At 69.0% G+C, this 21,809-nt stretch carries 20 protein-coding genes; all 20 read right to left on the bottom strand.

Translation table 11 applies throughout. The annotated features are described in order from the left end of the window. Positions 1-28: 28 nt before the first annotated feature. Positions 29-844 carry a F0F1 ATP synthase subunit delta gene (locus JHN63_RS12810; protein WP_200679772.1) on the bottom strand — a complete coding sequence of 272 codons (816 nt, stop codon included), beginning with the start codon at positions 842-844 and terminating at the stop codon, positions 29-31. Continuing rightward, positions 841-1,383, bottom strand: a complete 543-nt coding sequence (locus tag JHN63_RS12805) for a F0F1 ATP synthase subunit B (protein WP_200679770.1) — start codon at positions 1,381-1,383, stop codon at positions 841-843. Before JHN63_RS12805 ends, JHN63_RS12810 begins: the two co-directional genes overlap by 4 nt. Positions 1,384-1,424: 41 nt before the next feature. Beyond that, positions 1,425-1,661: a F0F1 ATP synthase subunit C gene (locus JHN63_RS12800; protein ID WP_067273352.1), complete on the bottom strand. Its 237-nt coding sequence runs from the start codon at positions 1,659-1,661 to the stop codon at positions 1,425-1,427. Positions 1,662-1,736: 75 nt separating this feature from the next. After that, complete coding sequence (gene atpB, locus JHN63_RS12795; protein WP_200679868.1) at positions 1,737-2,573, bottom strand: F0F1 ATP synthase subunit A; 837 nt, start codon at positions 2,571-2,573, stop codon at positions 1,737-1,739. A gap of 210 nt (positions 2,574-2,783) precedes the next feature. Then, on the bottom strand, positions 2,784-3,197 hold the full coding sequence (locus tag JHN63_RS12790; RefSeq protein WP_200679767.1) for a hypothetical protein: 414 nt from the start codon (positions 3,195-3,197) through the stop codon (positions 2,784-2,786). Positions 3,198-3,503: 306 nt separating this feature from the next. Further along, positions 3,504-4,823, bottom strand: coding sequence for an MraY family glycosyltransferase (locus tag JHN63_RS12785; protein WP_200679765.1), 1,320 nt, complete (start codon positions 4,821-4,823; stop codon positions 3,504-3,506). Between the two features lie 129 nt (positions 4,824-4,952). Continuing rightward, positions 4,953-6,191, bottom strand: a complete 1,239-nt coding sequence (glyA, locus tag JHN63_RS12780; RefSeq protein WP_200679763.1) for a serine hydroxymethyltransferase — start codon at positions 6,189-6,191, stop codon at positions 4,953-4,955. Positions 6,192-6,524: 333 nt separating this feature from the next. Further along, on the bottom strand, positions 6,525-7,193 hold the full coding sequence (locus tag JHN63_RS12775) for a protein-tyrosine-phosphatase (RefSeq protein ID WP_200679762.1): 669 nt from the start codon (positions 7,191-7,193) through the stop codon (positions 6,525-6,527). Further along, positions 7,190-7,837 carry an L-threonylcarbamoyladenylate synthase gene (locus JHN63_RS12770; RefSeq protein WP_033285396.1) on the bottom strand — a complete coding sequence of 216 codons (648 nt, stop codon included), beginning with the start codon at positions 7,835-7,837 and terminating at the stop codon, positions 7,190-7,192. The genes JHN63_RS12775 and JHN63_RS12770 overlap by 4 nt, the downstream gene beginning before the upstream one ends. Before the next feature lie 163 nt (positions 7,838-8,000). Continuing rightward, on the bottom strand, positions 8,001-8,846 hold the full coding sequence (gene prmC, locus JHN63_RS12765; RefSeq protein ID WP_200679760.1) for a peptide chain release factor N(5)-glutamine methyltransferase: 846 nt from the start codon (positions 8,844-8,846) through the stop codon (positions 8,001-8,003). Positions 8,847-8,901: 55 nt separating this feature from the next. Further along, positions 8,902-9,978 carry a peptide chain release factor 1 gene (gene prfA / locus JHN63_RS12760; RefSeq protein ID WP_019073184.1) on the bottom strand — a complete coding sequence of 359 codons (1,077 nt, stop codon included), beginning with the start codon at positions 9,976-9,978 and terminating at the stop codon, positions 8,902-8,904. A gap of 107 nt (positions 9,979-10,085) precedes the next feature. Beyond that, a complete protein-coding gene (gene rpmE / locus JHN63_RS12755) occupies positions 10,086-10,310 on the bottom strand; it encodes a 50S ribosomal protein L31 (protein WP_200679758.1) in 225 nt (74 codons plus the stop codon). Between the two features lie 192 nt (positions 10,311-10,502). Next, positions 10,503-11,642 (bottom strand): LCP family protein, encoded by a 1,140-nt coding sequence (locus tag JHN63_RS12750; RefSeq protein ID WP_200679754.1) that lies wholly within the window; start codon positions 11,640-11,642, stop codon positions 10,503-10,505. Between the two features lie 219 nt (positions 11,643-11,861). After that, complete coding sequence (locus tag JHN63_RS12745) at positions 11,862-13,700, bottom strand: trypsin-like serine protease (RefSeq protein WP_200679752.1); 1,839 nt, start codon at positions 13,698-13,700, stop codon at positions 11,862-11,864. 150 nt (positions 13,701-13,850) lie between these two features. Continuing rightward, positions 13,851-15,887 (bottom strand): transcription termination factor Rho, encoded by a 2,037-nt coding sequence (gene rho, locus JHN63_RS12740; protein ID WP_200679751.1) that lies wholly within the window; start codon positions 15,885-15,887, stop codon positions 13,851-13,853. 402 nt (positions 15,888-16,289) lie between these two features. Next, a complete protein-coding gene (gene thrB / locus JHN63_RS12735) occupies positions 16,290-17,219 on the bottom strand; it encodes a homoserine kinase (RefSeq protein WP_200679750.1) in 930 nt (309 codons plus the stop codon). A 270-nt stretch (positions 17,220-17,489) separates the two neighbouring features. Further along, positions 17,490-18,548 (bottom strand): threonine synthase, encoded by a 1,059-nt coding sequence (thrC, locus tag JHN63_RS12730; protein ID WP_200679749.1) that lies wholly within the window; start codon positions 18,546-18,548, stop codon positions 17,490-17,492. Between the two features lie 6 nt (positions 18,549-18,554). Then, positions 18,555-19,847 (bottom strand): homoserine dehydrogenase, encoded by a 1,293-nt coding sequence (locus JHN63_RS12725; protein ID WP_200679745.1) that lies wholly within the window; start codon positions 19,845-19,847, stop codon positions 18,555-18,557. A 195-nt stretch (positions 19,848-20,042) separates the two neighbouring features. After that, positions 20,043-21,440: a diaminopimelate decarboxylase gene (gene lysA, locus JHN63_RS12720; RefSeq protein WP_200679743.1), complete on the bottom strand. Its 1,398-nt coding sequence runs from the start codon at positions 21,438-21,440 to the stop codon at positions 20,043-20,045. A gap of 85 nt (positions 21,441-21,525) precedes the next feature. Then, a partial coding sequence (locus tag JHN63_RS12715) for a DALR anticodon-binding domain-containing protein (protein WP_267953751.1) occupies positions 21,526-21,809 on the bottom strand: 284 nt, incomplete at its 5' end.

Raw genomic sequence — 21,809 nt, 5'->3', positions numbered from 1 at the left:
GCCTTACTACGTCTTTGTATGGGTGCTGCTAGCTCGCCATGCGGCGAGCGGCGTCATCGAGGCGGTCCGCGATGGAGCCGTTGATGATCTCGTCGCCGACCTGCACCCGGATCCCGCCGAGGACCTCGGGGTCCACGTCGATGTTCAGGTGCATGTGGCGGCCGTAGAGCTTCGCGAGGGCGGCGCCCAGGCGCTGCTTCTGCGGGTCGCTCAGCGGGACCGCCGTGGTGACGACCGCGACCAGGCGGCTGCGGCGCTCGGCGGCGAGCTTGGACAGGGACTCGAGTCCCGCTTCCAGGCTACGTCCCCGGGGCGCGGTCACCAGGCGGGTCACCAGTCGCTCGGTGGCCGGCTTGGCGCGGCCGCCGAGCAGGCTGCCGAGCAGCTCGCTCTTGGCCGTGGTGCCGGCGGCGCGGTTGGTCAGCGCGGCGCGCAGTCCGGTGTTCGAGGCGACGATCCGGCCGAACCGGAACAGTTCGTCCTCGACGTCGTCGAGCTCGCCCGACTGCTGGGCGGCGGTGAGGTCGGCGGTGGCCGCCAGCTCCTCCAGCGCGTCCACCAGGTCGCGGGACTGCGACCAGCGGGAGCGCACCATGCCGGACAGCAGGTCGAGGGCGGGGCCGCCGACCTGGCCGCCGAGCAGGCGCTCGGCAAGCTGGGCCTTGGCCTCGCCGTCCTGCGCCGGGTCGGTGAGGACCCGGCGCAGGGACACCTCACGGCCGAGCAGCGCGGTGACGGCGGCCAGCTCGTCGGCGAGCTGCGTCGCGTTCACGGACGTGGAGTCCGTCAGCGCGTCGAGACGCTCACGTGCGGCTGCCAGGGCCTCGCGGCTCGCTCCGTTCATCGCGCGGCCTCGGCCTTCTCCTCGAGCTCATCGAGGAAACGGTCGATCACACGGCTCTGCCGGGCGTGGTCCTCGAGGGACTCGCCGACGAGCTTGCCGGCCAGGTCGGTGGCGAGCTTGCCCACGTCCTGGCGCAGCGCCTGCGAAGCGGCCTTGCGGTCGGCGTCGATCTGCGTGTGACCGGCGGCGACGATCTCCTCGCGCTGCCGCTGGCCTTCCGCGCGCATCTCGGCGATGAGCGTGGCGCCCTGCTCCTGCGCCTCCTGGCGCAGCCGCGCGGCCTCGTGCCGGGCCTCGGCGAGCTGAGCCTTGTACTGCTCAAGCACGCTCTGGGCCTCGGTCTGGGCGGCCTCGGCCTTCTCGATACCGCCCTCGATGGCCTCGCGGCGCTCGTCCAGAACCTTGTTGATGTTCGGGAGGAGCTTCTTGGCGAGGAAGCCGAAGACGATGACGAAGGCGATCAGGCCGATGACAAGCTCGGGGATCGGCGGGACGAGAGGGTTTTCCTTCTCGGCCGCCAGAATGAGCAGCTGGCTCATGTCAGTGCCTTTCGTCTAGTGGGCTGTTGCTGATCGACTGATCAGACGCCGTAGACGAACGGCATGACCAGGCCGATGAGGGCAAGGGCCTCACAGAAGGCGAAGCCGAGGATCTGGTTGGCGCGGATCAGGCCGGCGGCTTCGGGCTGACGGGCCAGCGCCTGGGTGCCGTTGCCGAAGATGATGCCGACGCCGACGCCCGGACCGATGGCGGCGAGGCCGTAGCCGATGGAGCCGAGCGAACCGGAGACGGCAGCGAGGGTCTCAGTGGCAGCCATGCTGATTCTTCCTTGTCTGTACGGACCGGCGGGGGTTGGCCACCGGACGCTGAGGGGGGTACTGGAGGACGGTGCTCAGTGGTTCTCGGCGAGCGCGCCCTGGATGAAGGTGCAGGTCAGCAGCACGAAGACATACGCCTGCAGAGCCTGGATGAAGAGCTCGAAGGCCGTCATCACGAGGACCATGACGAACGAGACACCCGCGTAGGCGATCCCGATGCCGTTGAGCAGGTACCAGCTGGCGATCGTGAACAGCAGCAGCAGGGTGTGGCCCGCGAACATGTTCGCGAACAGTCGCACCGCGTGCGTGAACGGCCGGACGATCAGGTTCGAGAGCAGCTCGATGCCCATCGCCAGCGGGAGAACCGCGCCGAGCGACTTGTCGTAACCGCTGAAGTTCTTGAAGGCACCGACGAATCCGTGCCGCTTGAACGTCAGCGACACCCACAGGATGTAGACGATGCCCGCGAGAACGGCCGGATAGGAAATGATCGCCGTCACCGGGAACTGGGCGACCGGGACGATCGACCAGATGTTCATCATCCAGATGAAGAAGAAGAGCGAGACGACGAGCGGTACGTACTTCTCGCCTTCCTTCTTGCCGATGGTCTCGTAGACGACACCGCGGCGGATGAAGTCGTAGCCGGACTCGGCGACCATCTGCAGCTTGCCGGGGACGACCTTCGGCTTGCGGAAGGCGGCCCAGAAGAAGCCGACGACGATGATCGAGCCGAGCAGCGCCAGCAGCATCGTCTTGTTGAAGTACAAGTTGCTGTCGCCGTCCCCCAGAAGGGGCTTGAACAGGAACGAGTGCAGGCCGGGAGCCGGGAAGCCACAGCCGTCGAAGATGTGGCAGTCGGTCTCGAAGGCGAGCACCTGCGTCGGGTCAGCACTCACCGCGGGCTCCTTCAGCGTGGCGCATAGGTACGGCAACCTCGTTGTGTCGGCGCGGCGGACAGCCGCGGTTCGGCACTGGACTGGTGTTACGGATGTGGGGGCGGCAGTGGGGCATCGAGCCTCGCGATTGAGCAGGCGTCAGCTCAGATGCCCGCGCCCGCGATGCCGCAGTTGGCACCGGACGATAGCAGGGTCGCTTACGTGCTCTTATCCCGGCCCTACCTCTCACGACGAGTGCCCCGACTTCTCGGGCTCGACGTAGAGGATCTTGGCCTTCATGTGGGCACGGGTCTGCGCGGCGGTCCAGACGATGGTTCCGGCGAGCAGCGTGAACGCGAAGGCCTTGGGATTGAACAGCGTGGTGTGCTTGAACGCGGCGAGGAAAATGAACAACAGAAGAATCTGCGCCGCGAAGAGCATGAGGCCCATCGCCTGGAACAGGTGCGGAAGCGATTTGGCAGTGCGCTGCAGAACGTAGAGCCCGATTCCCATGAAGAGGATCACGATCAGCGTCCCAACGGCTGCCCCAATAGCTCCTTCACCGCCGGCGACCACGGCACTGACGACGGCGGCAATCGCGCCGACGGCAGCTGTGGGCACAGCGGCTTGAAGGAGAATCCGGGCGTCATTGGACGGCATGGCGGCAACTCCGCTTGCTAAGGGGGGCGTGTCGTCATGGACGAGCGTAGTCCCGGGATGAGAGAGAACCTCACGCCAATGGACCGTCGCACTACGGTCCTTCGGCTCTGTCCCGGGTTCTCGTGAACCGTATCACAAACTATTTGATGCGGTCTTTACCTAGAAGGTGTGCTCGCTGTCACACATGAGAGTGATAGCGCGCGTCTGTGCAAAATAGCGGCCAACTTGTCTGGTATAGGGCGGCTTTGTCTGCCCACGAGATGGCAACGCTTTAGTCAGATTCTTACCTTGGCGTCAGCGCGGGCGTCAGCGTGAGGACTCCGCTTTACGTCCGTCCAGGAGCCGCGAACGGGGTCCGACTGCGGTCGCCCCGTTGACTCCTGACACTCCGGCGACAACCGGCGGACGCGGATCACGGTCCTCCTCCGCCAGCACCACCACAGGCTCAACTACCGCCCCACGACGGCGATATCGCGGCGGAACCAGGTGCTCGGCCCAGCGCGGGGCGCGCGGCGTGAAGCGCGGCAGCAGGAGCAGTACGAGCCCGATCGCGCTCAGGAAGACGATGCCGAGGACGATCCACATCGAGGCCGAGTTGACCGAGTAGGACAGCGCGCCGAACGCGATCAGCGCCGACCAGAAGTACATGATCAGCACCGCCCGGCTGTGCGAGTGGCCGATCTCCAGGAGCCGGTGGTGCAGATGGCCGCGGTCCGCGGCGAACGGCGACTGGCCCCGCCAGGTACGGCGGACGATCGCCAGCACCAGGTCGGCGGCCGGCACCGCGATGATCGTCAGCGGCAGCAGCAGCGGGATGTAGACCGGTACCGTCTGGTGCACCGCCGCCTTCTCGGAGCCGACGAACAGCTGAAGCGCGTCCGGGTCGACCTGTCCCGTGATGGAGATCGCACCCGCGGCCAGCACCAGCCCGATCAGCATCGAGCCGGAGTCGCCCATGAAGATCCGCGCGGGGTGCATGTTGTGCGGCAGGAAGCCCAGGCACATGCCCATCAGGATCGCCGAGAAGAGCGTGGCCGGGGCGGCGGCCTCGATGCCGTACGAGTACCAGATGCGGTAGGCGTACAGGAAGAACGCGGCGGCGGCGATGCAGACCATGCCGGACGCGAGGCCGTCGAGGCCGTCGACGAAGTTGACCGCGTTGATGGTGATGACGACCAGGGCGACCGTGAGCAGGGTGCCCTGCCACTGGGTCAGCGCGACGTTGCCGACGCCCGGGATGGGCAGCCACAGGATCGTCAGACCCTGCATGACCATCACGCCGGCGGCGATCATCTGGCCGCCCAGCTTGATCAGGGCGTCGATCTCGAACTTGTCGTCCAGGACACCGATCAGCCAGATCAGGGCGGCGCCGGAGAGCAGGGCGCGCGGCTCGTTCGAGTTGTCGAAGACCTCGCTGAGGTTGGTCAGATGGTCGGCGACCAGCAGACCGGCGCACAGACCGAAGAACATGGCGATACCGCCGAGCCGCGGAGTGGGTTCCCGGTGCACGTCACGGGCCCTGATCTCGGGCATCGCTCCGGCCACGATCGCGAACTTCCGCACCGGCCCGGTCAGCAGATACGTCACCGCGGCCGTCACGCAGAGCGTCAGCAGGTATTCACGCACAGGCTTCCCCACAGGTCTCGCTGGCCATCACAGCCCCACACCCTAGCGAGGGACGCATATGGTTGGGGACTTCCGGGTAGCGACGATGGTTGCACGTGTGGCTGTGTACCTGGGTCCGGGTACCCCCGTTCAGCCCGGATACGGCGGGAATCCACCCACAAGATCCCGCACTTCGTCACGGGCCGCCTTGGTCTCCACCCGCCCGCGCAGTACACCCGCGAGGAGTGCGGCGATGCCCGCCATCTCGCCCTCCCCCATCCCCTGGGTGGTCACCGCGGCCGTCCCCAGCCGCAGCCCGCGACTGTCCCCGTGCGGCAGCGCGCAGCAGTCCAACACCATTCCGGCGGCGGCGAGTTGACCCCGGGCGACGCGCCCGTCGACACCGAGGGGCAACGGATCGGCGGTGATCAGATGGGTGTCGGTCCCACCCGTCGTGACGACGAACCCCTCCGCCGCCAGCCCCGCCGCGAGCACCCGGGCATTGGCGACCACCTGATGGGCGTACGCCGTGAAGGCGGGCGTCGCCGCCTCGCCGAACGCGACGGCCTTCGCGGCGATGGTGTGCATCTGCGCGCCGCCCTGCGTGAACGGGAAAACGGCCCGGTCGACCCGCTCGGCCAGTTCCGCGCCGCACAGCAGCATCCCGCCGCGCGGCCCGCGCAGCACCTTGTGCGTGGTCGCGCAGACGACATCGGCGTACGGCACCGGGTTCGGCGCCGCTCCCCCGGCGACGAGCCCGATGGGGTGGGCGGCGTCGGCGATGAGATAGGCGCCCACCTCGTCGGCGACCTCGCGGAAGAAGGCGTGGTCGATGTGCCGGGGGTAGGCGATGGACCCGCACACGATCGCCTTGGGCCGATGCGTACGGGCGAGGGAACGCACCTGGTCGTAGTCGATGAGCCCGGTCTCCGCGTCCACGCCATAGGCGACGAAGTCGAACCACCGCCCCGAGAAGTTCGCGGGCGACCCGTGCGTGAGATGCCCGCCGTAGGGCAGCCCCAGCGCCAGCACGGTGTCCCCGGGCCGCAGCAGCGCGGCGTACGCGGCGAGCACGGCCGAAGACCCGGAATGCGCCTGCACATTGGCGTGCTCGGCCCCGAACAACGCCTTCGCCCGTTCTACGGCGACGCGCTCGGCGACGTCGACGATCTCGCAGCCGCCGTGGTGGCGGGCGCCGGGATATCCCTCGGCGTACTTGTTGGCGAGCGGGGAGCCGAGCGCGGCCAGCACGGCGGCCGAGGTGAAGTTCTCGGCGGCGACGAGCTGCAACGTCGTCGACTGCCGAGCCAGCTCCCCGAGCAGGATCTCGGCCAGCTCGGGATCCTGCCGACGCAGGACATCGGCCTCAAGGACAGGGATGACCGACATGGTGGGCTCCGGGGCGTCGACGGTGACGTACGTCCAATGTAGGCCCGGGGAGGACGGCCCGCGCGGCCGTTGTCACGTACGCGGGGGTGTGCCGGTGAGGGCGGTGACCTCGGGGGTCGATCGCCTGGTTCGGCCACAACGGACACCGCCGACTCGCGTCCGCGCGGGCACACCTGTCAGCGCCGTGGCCGTCGAGGCAGTTCCGCGCAGGCACGCCCGTGAGCGCCATGACCGTCGAGGCAGTTCCGCGCGGGTACACCCGCGAACGCCGTGACCACCGTTCCGGTCGCCTGGCGCGGCCACATCAACCACTCCGCGACGGTCGCCGCCGACTCACGTCCGCGCCGAAACACCCGTCAACGCCGTGACCACCGGATCGATCGCCTGGTTTATCTCGTCCCCGATGGAGCGGAAGAACGGGAGCGGGGCGCCGTACGGGTCGAAGACCTCGTCCGCTTCCGCGGTGGGGGCCAGGAGCCAGCCGCGGAGGGCCGCTGCCGCGCGGACCAGGGCGCGGGCACGGGCCACCATGCCGTCCTCCAAGGGCGGCAGGGTCGCGGGGTCTATCGCCTTCACCAGGCGGGTGAACTCCTTCAGGGTGAAGGTGCGCAGGCCCGCCGAGTGGCCCATCGAGATGACCTGGGCGCGGTGGTCCCGGGTGGCCGTCAGGACCAGGTCGGCGCGGATCACGTGGTCGTCGAGCAGCTCGCGGCCGGTGAACCCGGAGGGGTCCGCACCGAAGTCGGTGAGGACCGTCGCCGCGTTGGTCTCCATGGGCGCGCCCTCATGGCCCCACGTGCCGGCGCTCTCCACGATCAGCCCGCCCCACAGCGGGTCGCCGAGCCGGTCCGCCAGGGCATGACGGGTCAGCCGCTCGGTGATCGGCGAGCGGCACACGTTGCCGGTGCTGACGTGGAGGATGCGGAAGCTGTCCATGGGAAGCCCGAAGGTCCCCGTCACTTCCCCGTTGCCTATGCCACGCCCCGCGTCAGGGGCTGTCAATTCGCCACCTCGAGGTCGGGTACGACCTTGCGCAGCTCCTCCGCCGAGATCGCGCCCGCGCGCAGCAGCAGCGGCACCTCGCGGGTGACGTCGACGATCGACGACGGCACGTTGCCGGGCGTGGGACCGCCGTCGAGGTACACGGAGACCGAGTCGCCGAGCATCTCCTGGGCCGCGTCGCAGTCCTCCGGCGCGGGGTGGCCCGTGAGGTTGGCCGAGGAAACCGCCATCGGGCCGACCTCCGTCAGCAGCTCGATCGCGACCGGGTGCAGCGGCATGCGGACGGCGACCGTGCCCCGGGTGTCCCCCAGGTCCCACTGGAGGGACGGCTGGTGCTTGGCGACCAGCGTGAGGGCGCCCGGCCAGAACGCGTCGACGAGTTCCCAGGCCAGCTCGGAGAAGTCCGTGACGAGGCCGTGCAGCGTGTTCGGGGAGCCGATGAGGACGGGCGTGGGCATGTTGCGGCCCCGGCCCTTGGCGTCCAGCAGATCGGCGACGGCCTCCGAGGAGAACGCGTCGGCCCCGATGCCGTAGACCGTGTCGGTCGGCAGGACCACGAGTTCGCCCCGGCGGACGGCGGACGCGGCCTCGCGCAGACCCGTCGTGCGGTCGGTCGCGTCATTGGTGTCGTATCGCCGTGCCATGTCTAGCGGTCTCCTTTTTTTGTAGCTCGGTTCGCCTCCGGGGCGCCTGTTGTCGGTGTCGAGACCGCGACCGTGCTCGACCCTGCGGGCCTCCGCGCGCTCGCGGTCTCGACACCGACGCGCCCCTTCGGCTCACTCGCTGCTGCCGTAGCGAACGCGGCTGTCATGGCATGGCCCGGCGGGCGGTCGCGAAGCGCGGGCGGTTGTTGAGATCGGGGTGGTCGGCCGCGTCGGCCCAGCCACGCTCCTCGGTGAAGATCCACGGCACCTGCCCGCCCTGGGTGTCGGCGTGCTCGATCACGACGACACCGCCGGGACGCAGGAGACGGTGTGCGGTGCGCTCGATACCGCGGATCAGATCGAGGCCGTCCTCCCCTGAGAACAGGGCGAGTTCGGGATCGTAGTCCCGCGCCTCGGGAGCGACGTACTCCCACTCCGTGAGCGGGATGTACGGCGGGTTGGAGATGACCAGATCGACATGGCCGTCGAGGTCGGGGAAGGCGTCCAGGGCGTTCCCCTGCCGCAGGTCGACCCGAGACCCCTCCATGTTCTTGCGCGTCCACTGGAGGGCGTCCTCGGACAGCTCCACGGCGTGCACCCGGGAGCGCGGGACCTCCTGCGCGAGGGCGAGCGCGATGGCGCCGGATCCGGTGCAGAGGTCGACGATCAGCGGCTCTACGACGTCCATCGCGCGGACCGCGTCTATGGCCCAGCCGACCACCGACTCGGTCTCGGGGCGGGGCACGAACACCCCTGGCCCGACCTGGAGTTCCAGGTACCGGAAGAAGGCGCGACCGGTGATGTGCTGGAGCGGTTCACGCTGCTCGCGCCGGGCGATGGTCTCCCAGTAGCGGGCGTCGAAGTCCACGTCCTTCACGGAGTGCAGCTCGCCCCGCTTCACACCGTGCACGAACGCGGCGAGCTCCTCCGCGTCGTTGCGCGGCGAGGGCACGCCGGCGTCGGCCAGCCGCTGGGTGGCCTGGGCCACCTCTGCTAGCAGCAGGTTCACGCAAGTCCTCCGTGTCGTACTCGTCCGTGCCGAACGTGCCGTGCGTGCCGTGGTGTTACGCCGCCGCGAGCTTGGCGGCCGAGTCCGCGTCGACGCAAGCCTGGATCATCGCGTCGAGGTCGCCGTCCAGGACCTGGTCAAGGTTGTACGCCTTGAATCCGACGCGGTGGTCCGAGATGCGGTTCTCCGGGAAGTTGTACGTACGGATCTTCTCGGAGCGGTCGACCGTGCGGACCTGGCTGCGGCGGGCGTCGGCGGCATTCTTCTCCGCCTCCTCCTGTGCCGCGGCGAGCAGCCTGGAGCGCAGGATACGCATCGCCTGCTCCTTGTTCTGCAGCTGGCTCTTCTCGTTCTGGCAGGACGCGACGACTCCGGTGGGAATGTGCGTGATGCGCACCGCGGAGTCGGTCGTGTTGACGGACTGCCCGCCGGGGCCGGACGAGCGGTAGACGTCGATGCGGAGGTCGTTCGGGTTGATCTCGACGTCGACCTCCTCCGCCTCGGGGGTGACGAGGACACCGGCCGCGGAGGTGTGGATACGGCCCGCGGACTCGGTCGCGGGCACGCGCTGTACGCGGTGCACCCCGCCCTCGTACTTCAGGCGGGCCCAGACGCCCTGGCCGGGCTCGGTCGCGCCGTTGCCGCCCTTGGTCTTCACGGCGACCTGGACGTCCTTGTAGCCGCCCAGCTCGGACTCGGTGGCGTCGATGATCTCGGTCTTCCAGCCGACGCGCTCCGCGTACCGCAGGTACATGCGCAGCAGGTCACCGGCGAACAGGGCCGACTCGTCGCCGCCCGCGCCCGCCTTGACCTCGAGGATCACGTCCTTGTCGTCGTTGGGGTCACGCGGCACCAGCAGCAGCCGCAGCTTCTCCGTGATCTCGTCCCGGTGCTTCTCCAGCTCCTTGACCTCGGCCGCGAACTCCGGGTCGTCGGCGCCGAGTTCACGCGCGGTCTCGATGTCGTCGCCGGTCTGCTTCCAGGAGCGGTACGTGGCGACGATCGGGGTGAGCTCGGCGTAGCGCTTGTTCAGCTTGCGCGCGTTGGCCTGGTCGGCGTGGACCGACGGGTCGGCGAGCTTCTTCTCAAGGTCGGCGTGCTCGCCGATGAGGTCCTCGACAGCCTCGAACATCTTGGGCTCCTGAAATGCGGTGGAGAAAGGGAAGGCGGGCGACCAAAAACGCCGGTCCCGGCACGCCTGTGGAGGGCGTGGCCGTGGACCGGCGAAATTGAAGCTCGCTACTTCGCGGAGCTGGCAGCAGCCTTGCCGAAGCGGGCCTCGAAGCGGGCCACGCGGCCACCGGTGTCGAGGATCTTCTGCTTGCCCGTGTAGAACGGGTGGCACTCGGAGCAGACGTCAGCGCGGATCGCTCCGCTGGTGATCGTCGAGCGGGTGGTGAACGACGCGCCACAGGTGCAGCTGACCTGGGTCTCGACGTACTCGGGGTGGATCTCGCGCTTCAAGGTGTCTCCTAGGTTCGGGAGGGCGCCGGGTCGCTCCGCGGGTTGCGGGGCGTGAACCGGGGCCGACGTACCAGTCTGCCAGGACTGGGGCCATCCCCCAAAACCGGGGGCCCGGGTGATCTATTCCCCGCGGGTGCGTGGGGGCCGGACGCGCCCCGCGGCGGAGCCGCACATCGATACCGCCCCGCGCCGCTACGGGGTGCTGGTCACCACGCCCTTGGCCTCGCCGGTCGCCGTGCCCTTGGTCGCCGCGGCCGGGATGGGCCGGTCGTTCTCCAAGGCGTTCCAGACCAGCCGGGCCTTCGCCTTCTCGATGATCACGCGGTTCGGGTTGGCCGGGTCGTACTCGACCGGCATCGTCACCATGGTCATGTTCTTCGAGCTGATGGTCTTGAGGCCGTTGGCGAAGGATGTGAGGGAGTTCACTGAGCCGAGGTCGGAGTCGGTGGTGACGGCCTTGGTGGCGGTGTTGGCGAGGTCGAAGAGCTTGGTCGGGCTGGTGAGGACGCCGATGTGCTTGACCTGGTTGACCAGGGCCTTGATGAAGGCCTGCTGGAGCTGGATGCGGCCGAGGTCGGAGCCGTCGCCCACGCCGTGCCGGGTGCGGACCAGGCCGAGGGCCTGCTGGCCGTTGAGCGTGTGGGTGCCGGCCTTGAGGTCGAGGTGGCTCTGCGGGTCCTTGATGGCCTTGGTCGTGGTGACCGGGACGCCGCCGAGTTCGTCGATGAGCTTCTCGAAGCCGGCGAAGTCGACTTCCAGGTAGTGGTCCATGCGCAGGCCGGTGATGGACTCGACGGTCTTCACCGTGCAGGCGGCGCCCCCGGTGGAGTACGCCTCGTTGAACATCACGCCGGACGCCGCGTCGTGGGTGACGCCCTTGGTGTCGGTGCACTCGGGGCGGTCGACGAGGGTGTCGCGCGGGATGGAGACCACGCTGGCCTTCTTGTGGCCCTTGTAGACGTGCACGATCATCGCGGTGTCGGAGCGGGCGCTGCCGTCGTCGGTGCCGCCGCCGAGCTTCTTGTTGCTGCCGGAGCGGCTGTCCGAGCCCAGCACCAGGATGTTCTCGGAGCCGTTGTCGACCTTGACCGGCCGGTCGGTGCCGAGGGCCTGGTTGATGTCGACGCTCTTGATGTTGCCGTTGAGCTTGAAGTACACGTACCCGGCGCCGGTCCCGCCCAGCACCACGACGCCCGCGGCGGTCCAGGCCATCAGGCGCAGGGCCTTGCTGTGCGGGCTGCGCTCCTTCTTACGGCGTCCGGCGCGGTGGCGCGGGCCGTCACTGCCGTCCTTGCCCGGTATGGCGGGCTCCGGCGTGCTCTCGGCGGACATGGGCTCCTCGCATCTCGTTCCGGGTCGGTTACCCCCTGCTTTCAGGGTTCAGGCCTGGCCGCAGCGACCGATACCGCTCAATCCTCGCTCCATGGTCGCTCCACCAGGTCAGACAGGGAAACTCGAGAAAGGGTTGCACAACGCAGGGTGCCCATCGCGTACGGCGATGGGCACCCTGTGTAGTCGGATCAGCGGGTCACACCCCGCTCACCTGCGATATCACCCGAAGATGTCGTACTGCTGGAAACCGGTACCAAGCGACTTCGGTGTGCCGAAGATCTCGCTCGTCGCCTTCCCGGTGCCCGGGTACACGTAGAACGCGCCGCTGGCGTTGCGGATCAGGAGGTCCGCCTTGCCGTCGCCGGTGAAGTCACCGACCGAGTCGAAGGCGGTGTAGCTGGGCCAGGTGCGCACCTTCACGCGGGCCGCGAAGGCACCCGTGCCGGACTTGCCGGCGCCCTTGTACAGGTAGACGACGCCGGTGCTCTTGTTGCGGGCGAGCAGGTCGGCCTTGCCGTCGCCGTTGAAGTCGCCCTTGCCGACCAGCGCGTTGTACTGGCTCCAGCCGCCGCCGACCCGCGAGGGCGAGGCGAAGGTGCCGTTGCCCTTGCCCGGGTAGATCCACAGCACACCGGCGCTGTCGACCGAGACCAGGTCGGGCAGGTAGTCGCCGGTGACATCGCCGGGGGCGAGGATCCGGGTGCGGGTCTTCCAGTTGGCGAAGATCTTCGTGCTGACCCAACTGCCGTCGTCCCGCGCGCTGTTGAGCTGGAAGTGGTCCCAGTAGACCGCGCCGGCGGTGGTCCGGTAGATCCAGTCCTGGTAGCCGTCCCGGTTCAGGTCGGCGGAGCGGACCAGGTTGACGCCGCCCCAGTCGCCCAGGGAGACGCGGGTGGCCAGCGAGGTGCCCTTGGAGTCCAGCTCGTAGCCCACCTTGTTGGAGGACTTGCGGGCGTAGACGTCGGCCTTGTTGTCGGTGTAGCTCAGGTTGCCGTCGTCGACCTGCGCGTAGGCCGCGCCGACGTACGCGGTGACCTTGGCGAAGACGCCGTAGGAGCCCTCGACGACGCAGTCGTGGCCGGCGACGCCGTCGTCGGCGCTCCAGGAGACGACACCGACGATCCGGCCGGCGACGACGAGCGGGCCGCCGGAGTCGCCGTTGCAGATGGCCGTCGTGTCGGTGTCGCTGCCGGTGGCGGGCTCGCCCGCGCAGACGTTGTGGTTCTTGATGAACAGGCTGCCGTAGGCGGCGATGCAGGTGGCGTCCGACTGGATCGGCAGCGAGGCCGTCTTCAGCGTCTCGGAGATGTCCTGCGTGGTGGAGCTGGTACGGCCCCAGCCGTAGACCTTGGCGGTCTTCGCGGCCGTGCCCGTGTACGAGGTCGTGTCGGTGTTCGTCGTCAGCCGGATCGGCGTCGCCTTGACGGGAGCCGCCAGGGTGAGGACCGCGACGTCGTTGTCGATCGTCGTCGCGTTGTACGACGGGTGGTTCCACTGGCGCAGCACCGCGGTGGCCTGGCCGCCGTGCAGATCGGCGTTGCCGTCGGCGTCGGTGGTCGGCAGCACGGTGGCGCTGGTGACGACGGCGCCGTTCTTGGCCCAGTTGTAGCCCTTGACGCAGTGCGAGGCCGTCAGGATCTTCGACGGCGAGATGACCGAGCCACCGCAGAAGAAGCCGATGTCGTCGCTCTCGTCGGTGGTGCCCTTGTCGTCGTAGTACCAGAGCTGCGCCATGTACGGCGCGGCGCTGATGGTGGTCGTCGTGCCGCCGATGATCTTCGGGCTGACGGCCGTGGCGGTGGTGCTCGCGCTCTTGGACGACTTCTTGGTCGTCGTCTCACCGGCGATGTCGTCACCGGCCTCGGCGCCCACGATGCGCTTCTTCAGCGTGGCGAGCGACGGCTGTGCGATGACGGGCTTCGCGGTCGGCGTCGGCAGCGCGGTGGCCGCGCCGGCGGACGTCGTCATCAGTGCGGCGGCCACGGCGGCCGCGACACCGGCCGCGGCGACGGGCAGGCCAAAACGTATCCGGCGTCTGTGCCGACCGGCCCCAGGCATGGGCGTACCCATTCAAGTCCCCCCTCGGGATCAGAAGTTCGGACGATTGTCGAAAACAAGTCCGAAGGGCGCGATCGTACAGCGAGCCACTGACAACGCGAAGGGCCGCCCCCTTAACAGGGAGCGGCCCTTTGATAACGCCGACTTGCCTCAGTCGCCGTTGCCGGGAGTGGTCTTCTGGATCTGGAGCAGGAACTCGGCGTTCGACTTCGTCTGCTTCATTTTGTCGAGCAGCAGCTCGATCGCCTGCTGCTGGTCGAGCGCGTGCAGCACCCGGCGCAGCTTCCAGGTGACGGCCAGCTCGTCGCTGCCGAGCAGGATCTCTTCCTTACGGGTACCGGACGCGTCGACGTCCACCGCGGGGAAGATGCGCTTGTCGGCGAGCTTCCGGTCGAGCTTGAGCTCGGCGTTGCCGGTGCCCTTGAACTCCTCGAAGATGACCTCGTCCATGCGCGAGCCGGTGTCGACGAGCGCGGTGGCGAGGATGGTCAGCGAGCCGCCGTCCTCGATGTTGCGCGCGGCACCGAAGAAGCGCTTGGGCGGGTACAGCGCCGTGGAGTCGACACCACCGGAGAGGATGCGGCCGGAGGCGGGCGCCGCGAGGTTGTAGGCACGGCCCAGACGCGTGATGGAGTCGAGCAGCACGACGACGTCGTGGCCCAGCTCCACCAGTCGCTTGGCGCGCTCGATGGCGAGCTCGGCGACCGTGGTGTGGTCCTCGGCGGGGCGGTCGAAGGTCGAGGAGATGACCTCGCCCTTCACCGACCGCTGCATGTCGGTGACCTCTTCCGGACGCTCGTCGACCAGGACGACCATCAGGTGGCACTCGGGGTTGTTGTGCGTGATCGCGTTGGCGATCGCCTGCATGATCATGGTCTTGCCGGTCTTCGGCGGGGCCACGATCAGACCGCGCTGGCCCTTGCCGATGGGCGCGACGAGGTCGATGATGCGGGTCGTCAGCACACCCGGGTCGGTCTCCAGACGGAGCCGGTCCTGCGGGTACAGCGGCGTCAGCTTGTTGAACTCGGGGCGGCCGCGACCGGAGTCGGGGGCCATGCCGTTGGTCGAGTCCAGGCGCACGAGCGCGTTGAACTTCTCGCGGCGCTCGCCCTCCTTCGGCTGACGGACCGCGCCGGTGACGTGGTCGCCCTTGCGCAGGCCGTTCTTGCGGACCTGGGCGAGGGAGACGTACACGTCGTTCGGGCCCGGCAGATAGCCCGACGTACGGATGAAGGCGTAGTTGTCGAGGATGTCGAGGATGCCCGCGACGGGGATCAGGACATCGTCGTCGGCGACCTGCGGCTCGCCCGCTGCGCCGCCACCGAACTCGTCACGGCCGCGACGGCCACGGCGGTCGCGGTACCGGCCGCGGCGGCCGCGGCGTCCGTCGCCGAACTCGTCGTCGTCCTGCGGGCCGTTGTCGCGCTGCTGGCGGTCCTGGCGGCCACCGCTCTGCTGCTGGCCGCCCTGCTGGCGGTCCTGCTGCTGGCGGTCCTGGCGGCCGCCGCCCTGCTGCTGGCCACCGCCCTGCTGCTCCTCGGTCTTGCGGCGGTCACCGCGGTCGCGGTCCTGCCGGCCACCGCGGTCACCGCGGTCACGGTCACGGCGGTCGCGGCGGCCCTGACGACCGTCGTCACCGGCGTCGGCCCTGGCCTCGCCCTGCGCGGCGGCGGGCGTCTCGGCCTTCGGCTCGCTCTTCACCTCGGCGACGACCGTCTCGGGGCTGCCGGCCTCGGCGGTGGCCCGGCGACGACGGCGCTCAACGGGCGCATCGTCGCTGGCGGGCTGGCCGGGAATCTCGATCTGCTGCTGGGCCACGGCCTTCTCGGCGGCGACCTTCTCGGCCTTCTGCTCGGCCGGGGCGGCCGCCTCGTCGCCCGTACGGGTCTTGGAGGTGGCGCGGCGCTTCGGCTTGGTCTCGGTGGCGGTCTCGGCCTTGGCCGGAGCGCCTCCGCCCGTCTGCGCGTCCTTGATGACCTCGATCAGCTGGCTCTTGCGCATCCGCGCGGTGCCCCTGATGCCGAGGCCGGATGCGACCTGCTGAAGCTCGGCCAGCACCATGCCGTCGAGGCCGGTACCGCGGCGCCGCCGGGAGCCGGCACCGGTGGCAGGCGCGGAGGCGTCCGTGGCGGGCGCGGCAGCGGTCTCCTCGACACGCGCGCCCATCAGATCGGTGGTGTCGCTCACGAAGGGTCCTTCCCTGGAGCGGACGTCGGCCTGTCTGGCTCGGCGACCGGTTGTGCTGTCCGGCTTCGGTTCTTGCTGTGTGAACCGTGCCGGGGCGGTGGTCCGCCTAGACGGCGGAAGAGATTTCTGGTGACGGCGCTTCCCAAAGCAGTGACACCGCGTTGCTGTGTCACGTTGCTTGGTCGCACCAATTCCGGAGCTTTCCCGGCTTCCGAAGCGTGCCCGGCGAACCACTCAGCGCCTGGACGGCACGCAGTGTGGTTTGGGAGGCTCCCGGAAGAATGTCTGTCCCGGACGGGGACAACAAGCACCTCGCCATGGTGGGGTCGGGTGCAGACTTGAGATTAACACTACCGGATCCAACAAACATTCCCCCTCTCGAAATCCGGCGACGGTACGTAGTCAATTGACAGGGGAGGTCGCGAGCGGAAGTACGCACGCGCCCTGTGCGTCGAGATCGAGCCGGTTGGCGGCCCAGCCCTCACCGGCGAGGTGGGACACCTTGTCGGCGTTGTCGGCGTCGACAAGTGCCAACACAGTGGGCCCCGCACCGGAGATGACCGCCGGAACTCCGTCCGCCCTCAAGCGATCCACGAGTGCGGCACTCTCCGGCATGGCCGGCGCGCGGTACTCCTGGTGCAGACGGTCCTCGGTGGCCGGCAGCAGCAGTTCGGGGCGCCGGGTGAGCGCCTCGACGAGCAGTGCGGCGCGGCCCGCGTTGGCGGCGGCGTCGACGTGCGGGACGTTGCGCGGGAGCAGTCCGCGCGCGGTCTCGGTGAGCACGGGCTTCCCGGGCACGAAAACCACCGGAACGATGGAATCGGCGGGGTCCATCCTGATCGCCCGCGCGGCTCCGCCGTCCATCCAGGAGAGCGTGAAGCCGCCCAGCAGACAGGCCGCCACGTTGTCGGGGTGGCCCTCGATCTCGGTGGCGAGCTCCAGCAGGGCCGTGTCGTCGAGCCTGGAGTCCCCGCCTATGGTCACGGCGCGCGCGGCGACGATGCCGGCGCAGATGGCGGCGGAGGACGAACCCAGGCCGCGGCCGTGCGGAATGCGGTTGGCGCAGACGATCTCGAGGCCGCGCGGCTGTCCGCCGAGCAGGTCGAAGGCGGTGCGGAGGGCTCTTACGAGGAGGTGGTTCTCGTCGCGCGGGAGGGTCTCGCTGCCCTCGCCCGCGATGTCGATGAGCAGCCCGGAGTCGGCGACACGGACGACGACGTCGTCATAGAGCCCCAGCGAGAGGCCGAAGGCGTCGAAGCCCGGGCCGAGGTTGGCGCTGGTGGCGGGGACGCGCACCCGGACGGCGGCGGCGCGGAAGGCTGGACCGGCCATCGCTCGATGACTCTCCTTGAGCTGCGTGATTGTCGAAGACATTCGATGAAGTTCGATGACATCCGATAGGTACGTGGAGACCCTCGGGCCGTGGAGACGGCGCGGTGCCGAGCCATGCGCGCAGGCATATGCGGCGGGCGGGTTCGGTACAGCCTATCGAAGGAAGGTTCTGTGGCGACATAGGGCGCACAGGAGGCGCACGATGCGTGTCGTAAGCCCCCTGTGCACCCCCGGTGGGGATCTCCCCCGGCCGCGGTACTAAGTGCTGCTCTACGCGAGTCCGAGTCGCTCGGCGGCCGTCGGCGCGTCGACCGGGATCGTGACCGGCTGCGGGGCACCGGCGACGGCCCAGTCGGGGTCCTTCAGACCGTTTCCGGTCACCGTGCAGACGATGGTCTGGCCCGGGTCGACCTTGCCCTGCTCGGCCGCCTTCAGCAGACCGGCGACGGAAGCGGCGGACGCGGGCTCGACGAAAACACCCTCCTGAGCGGCCAACAGCCGGTAGGCGCGCAGGATTTCACGGTCCGTCACCTCGTCGATGAACCCGCCGGACTCGTCCCGCGCGGCGAGCGCGTACTGCCAGGAGGCCGGGTTGCCGATGCGGATCGCGGTGGCGATGGTCGAGGGGTCCTTGACGATCTCGCCGCGCACGATGGGCGCGGAACCGGACGCCTGGAACCCCCACATGCGGGGCGTCTTGGCGGCGATGCCGTCGCCGGCGTACTCCTTGTAGCCCTTCCAGTACGCGGTGATGTTGCCCGCGTTGCCCACCGGCAGGACGTGGATGTCGGGCGCGTCGCCGAGCATGTCGACGATCTCGAAGGCGGCCGTCTTCTGGCCCTCGATGCGCACCGGGTTGACCGAATTCACCAGCGCCACAGGGTAGTTGTCGCTCAGCTCGCGGGCGAGGGTGAGGCAGTCGTCGAAGTTCCCGTCGACCTGGAGGATCTTCGCGCCGTGCACGAGGGCCTGGCCCATCTTGCCGAGCGCGATCTTGCCGCGCGGCACGAGGACGGCGCAGACCATCCCGGCGCGTACGGCGTAGGCGGCGGCGGAGGCCGACGTGTTGCCGGTGGAGGCGCAGATGACGGCCTGCGCGCCCTCCTCCTTGGCCCGCGTGATGGCCATGGTCATACCGCGGTCCTTGAAGGACCCGGTGGGGTTGGCGCCCTCCACCTTGAGGTGGACCTCGCAGCCGGTGCGCTCGGAGAGCACCTGCGCGGGCACGAGGGGCGTGCCGCCCTCGCGGAGGGAGACGACCGGCGTGCTGTCGGACACCGGGAGCCGGTCCCGGTACTCCTCGATGATTCCGCGCCACTGGTGGGTCATTGCTGGTTACTCTCCTTCAACCCGCATGATGCTGGCGACACCCCGCACGGTGTCGAGCTTGCGCAACGCCTCGACGGTCCCGCCCAGGGCGGCGTCGGACGCGCGGTGCGTGACGACGACGAGAGAGGCCTCGCCGTCCTTCCCCTGCTGCCGAACCGTATCGATCGAGACACCGTGCTCGGCGAACACGGTGGCGACCTGTGCGAGAACACCTGGTTTGTCGGCGACGTCGAGGCTGATGTGGTACCGCGTGACGACCTCGCCCATGCCGGACACGGGCAGTCCGGCGTACGCCGACTCCCCTGGCCCGGTGGTCGAGTTGAGCCGGTTGCGGCACACGGCGACGAGGTCGCCGAGCACGGCGGAGGCGGTAGGGGCGCCGCCCGCTCCGGGGCCGTAGAACATCAGCTGCCCGGAGGCGTCGGACTCGACGAACACGGCGTTGTAGGCGCCGCGCACGGAGGCCAGCGGGTGGCTGAGCGGGATCATCGCGGGATGCACACGCGCGGTGACGGATCCCCCGTCCTCGGCACGCTCACAAATAGCCAGCAGCTTGATGGTGCAGCCCATGTTCCTCGCGGAGGCGAAGTCGGAGGCGGTGACCTCGGTCATGCCCTCGCGGTAGACGTCGTCGAGACGCACGCGCGTGTGGAAGGCGATTCCGGCGAGGATGGCGGCCTTGGCGGCGGCGTCGAAGCCCTCGACGTCGGCGGTGGGGTCGGCCTCGGCGTACCCGAGCGCGGTGGCTTCATCAAGGGCTTCCTGATACCCGGCGCCCGTGCTGTCCATCTTGTCGAGGATGAAGTTGGTCGTCCCGTTGACGATCCCGAGCACGCGGTTGACCTTGTCACCGGCGAGGGACTCGCGCAGCGGCCGGATCAGCGGGATCGCACCGGCGACGGCGGCCTCGTAGTACAGGTCCTTGCCGTGCTGCTCGGCGGCGGCGTGCAGGGCGGCGCCGTCCTGGGCGAGCAGCGCCTTGTTCGCGGAGACGACGGAAGCGCCGTGCTCGAAGGCGGCGGTGATGAGGGAACGGGCGGGCTCGATCCCCCCGATGACCTCGACGACGACGTCGATGTCCCCACGCTTGACGAGGGCCGTGGCATCGGTGGTGACGAGTGCGGGGTCGATGCCTTCGCGCACCTTGGAGGGCCGCCGCACGGCGACCCCCGCGAGCTCGACCGGGGCGCCGATGCGGGCGGCGAGGTCGTCGGCGTGCGTCGTCATGATGCGCGCCACCTCTGAGCCGACCACTCCACAGCCCAGCAGCGCCACCTTCAGCGGACGCGTACGCATCATCCGACCTCGTTTCCTCATACCGTCATCGGTTGCATCAGTCTCACTCACCGGACGGGACTTTCTATCCATGGTCCGGATCGTGAGACATCGATTTCATTTTCACAGGGGTGGAAGACGGGAGATCTTCCACCCCTTTTCCTGGCGGTTGTTCACCCGACCTCTTGGCGGTTGTCCACCCGACCCCTTGGTGGTTGTTCACCCGACGTCGAGCCGAAGCAGGTCCTCCTCCGTCTCCCGGCGGACGATGACCCGCGACTCGCCATCCTTCACGGCGACGACCGGCGGCCGGAGCACATGGTTGTAATTGCTCGCCATGGAACGGCAGTACGCACCGGTCGCCGGTACGGCGATGAGGTCACCCGGTGCCAGGTCCCCCGGCAGGAACGCGTCCTTGACCACGATGTCCCCGCTCTCGCAGTGCTTGCCGACGACCCGGGCGAGCATGGGCTCGGCGTCGGAGCGCCGGGACACGAGAGCGACGCTGTACTCGGCGTCGTAGAGCGCGGTCCGGATGTTGTCGGACATGCCGCCGTCTACGGAGACATAGGTCCGCAGCCCGTCGAGGGGCTTGATGGTGCCGACCTCGTAGAGCGTGAAGGCGGTCGGCCCGACGATGGCGCGCCCCGGCTCGACGGAGATACGAGGGGTCCGCAGCTTGGCGGAGTCGCACTCACGGGTGACGATCTCGGTGAGCGCCTTGGCGATCTCGTGCGGCTCACGGGGATCGTCGTCACTGGTGTACGCGATCCCGAGCCCGCCCCCGAGGTCGATCTCGGGCAGCTCGACCCCGTGCTCGTCGCGAATGTCCTTGAGCAACCCGACGACGCGGTGGGCGGCAACCTCGAACCCGGACATGTCGAAGATCTGCGACCCGATGTGACTGTGGATCCCGATCAACTCCAGCCCGTCGAGCTGAAGAGCACGCCGTACGGCTTCGGCGGCCTGGCCGCCCGCGAGCGGAATCCCGAACTTCTGGTCTTCGTGGGCGGTGGCGATGAATTCGTGCGTATGCGCCTCGACGCCGACCGTGATCCGAATCTGCACGGGCTGCCGCTTGCCGAGGGACTGCGCGATGTGGGCGACGCGCACGATCTCCTGGAAGGAGTCGAGAACGATCCGCCCGACGCCCGCCTCGATCGCCCGGGTGATCTCACTGACCGACTTGTTGTTGCCGTGGAAGGCGATGCGGTCGGCGGGCATTCCGGCGGAGAGGGCGGTGGCGAGCTCACCACCGGAACACACGTCGAGGTTGAGCCCCTCCTCGTGCAACCACCGCACGACGGCACGGGACAGGAACGCCTTGCCGGCGTAGAAGACGTCGGCGTCCTGCCCGAACGCGGTACGCCAGGCCCGGGCCCGCTCCCGGAAGTCGGCCTCGTCGAGGACGTAGGCGGGGGTCCCGTGCCGCTCGGCGAGGGTCTTCACGTCGATACCGCCGACGGTGACGACCCCGTCCGCGTCGGCGTCACGGGTGACGGTCTGGGCCCACACCTTGGGGTCGAGTGCGTTGAGGTCGGCGGCCGGCCCCGAGTAGTGCCCCTCGGGGAGCACATCGGCGTGACGGGGACCGGCGGGGTGTGCGGAACGGCTCATGTCGTGTTCTCTTCTGTCTCTTCCTGGCGCGGGATTCGAGTGGTGTCTGCTTGTGTATCGGCTCGGCTTCGGCTCGATCCTGCGCTCAGAGGTGTTCGGGTGCGTCGATGCCGAGCAGGGACAGGCCACCGGCGAGCACCGCCCCGGCGGCTTCGGCAAGCGCGAGCCGGGCACGGTGGGCGGCCGAGGGTTTCTCGTCACCGAGCGGAAGCGCCGTGGCGAGCAGGGGGAAAGTCGCATCGGCTACGGCGACCAGGTGACGGGTGAGCAGGTCGGGGGCCCGGTGGTCCGCGGCGCGGGCGAGGAGACGGGGGTGGTCGGCGAGGAGGAGGACCAGGGGGGCGAAGGGGGTGGTGGCTTCTTCTACGT

Origin of the sequence: Streptomyces sp. MBT65, assembly GCF_016612545.1 — a bacterium.
GTDB lineage: Bacteria > Actinomycetota > Actinomycetes > Streptomycetales > Streptomycetaceae > Streptomyces.
The sequence above is the reverse complement of the archived record's forward strand: the minus strand, read 5'-3'. Positions and strand labels throughout refer to the sequence as shown.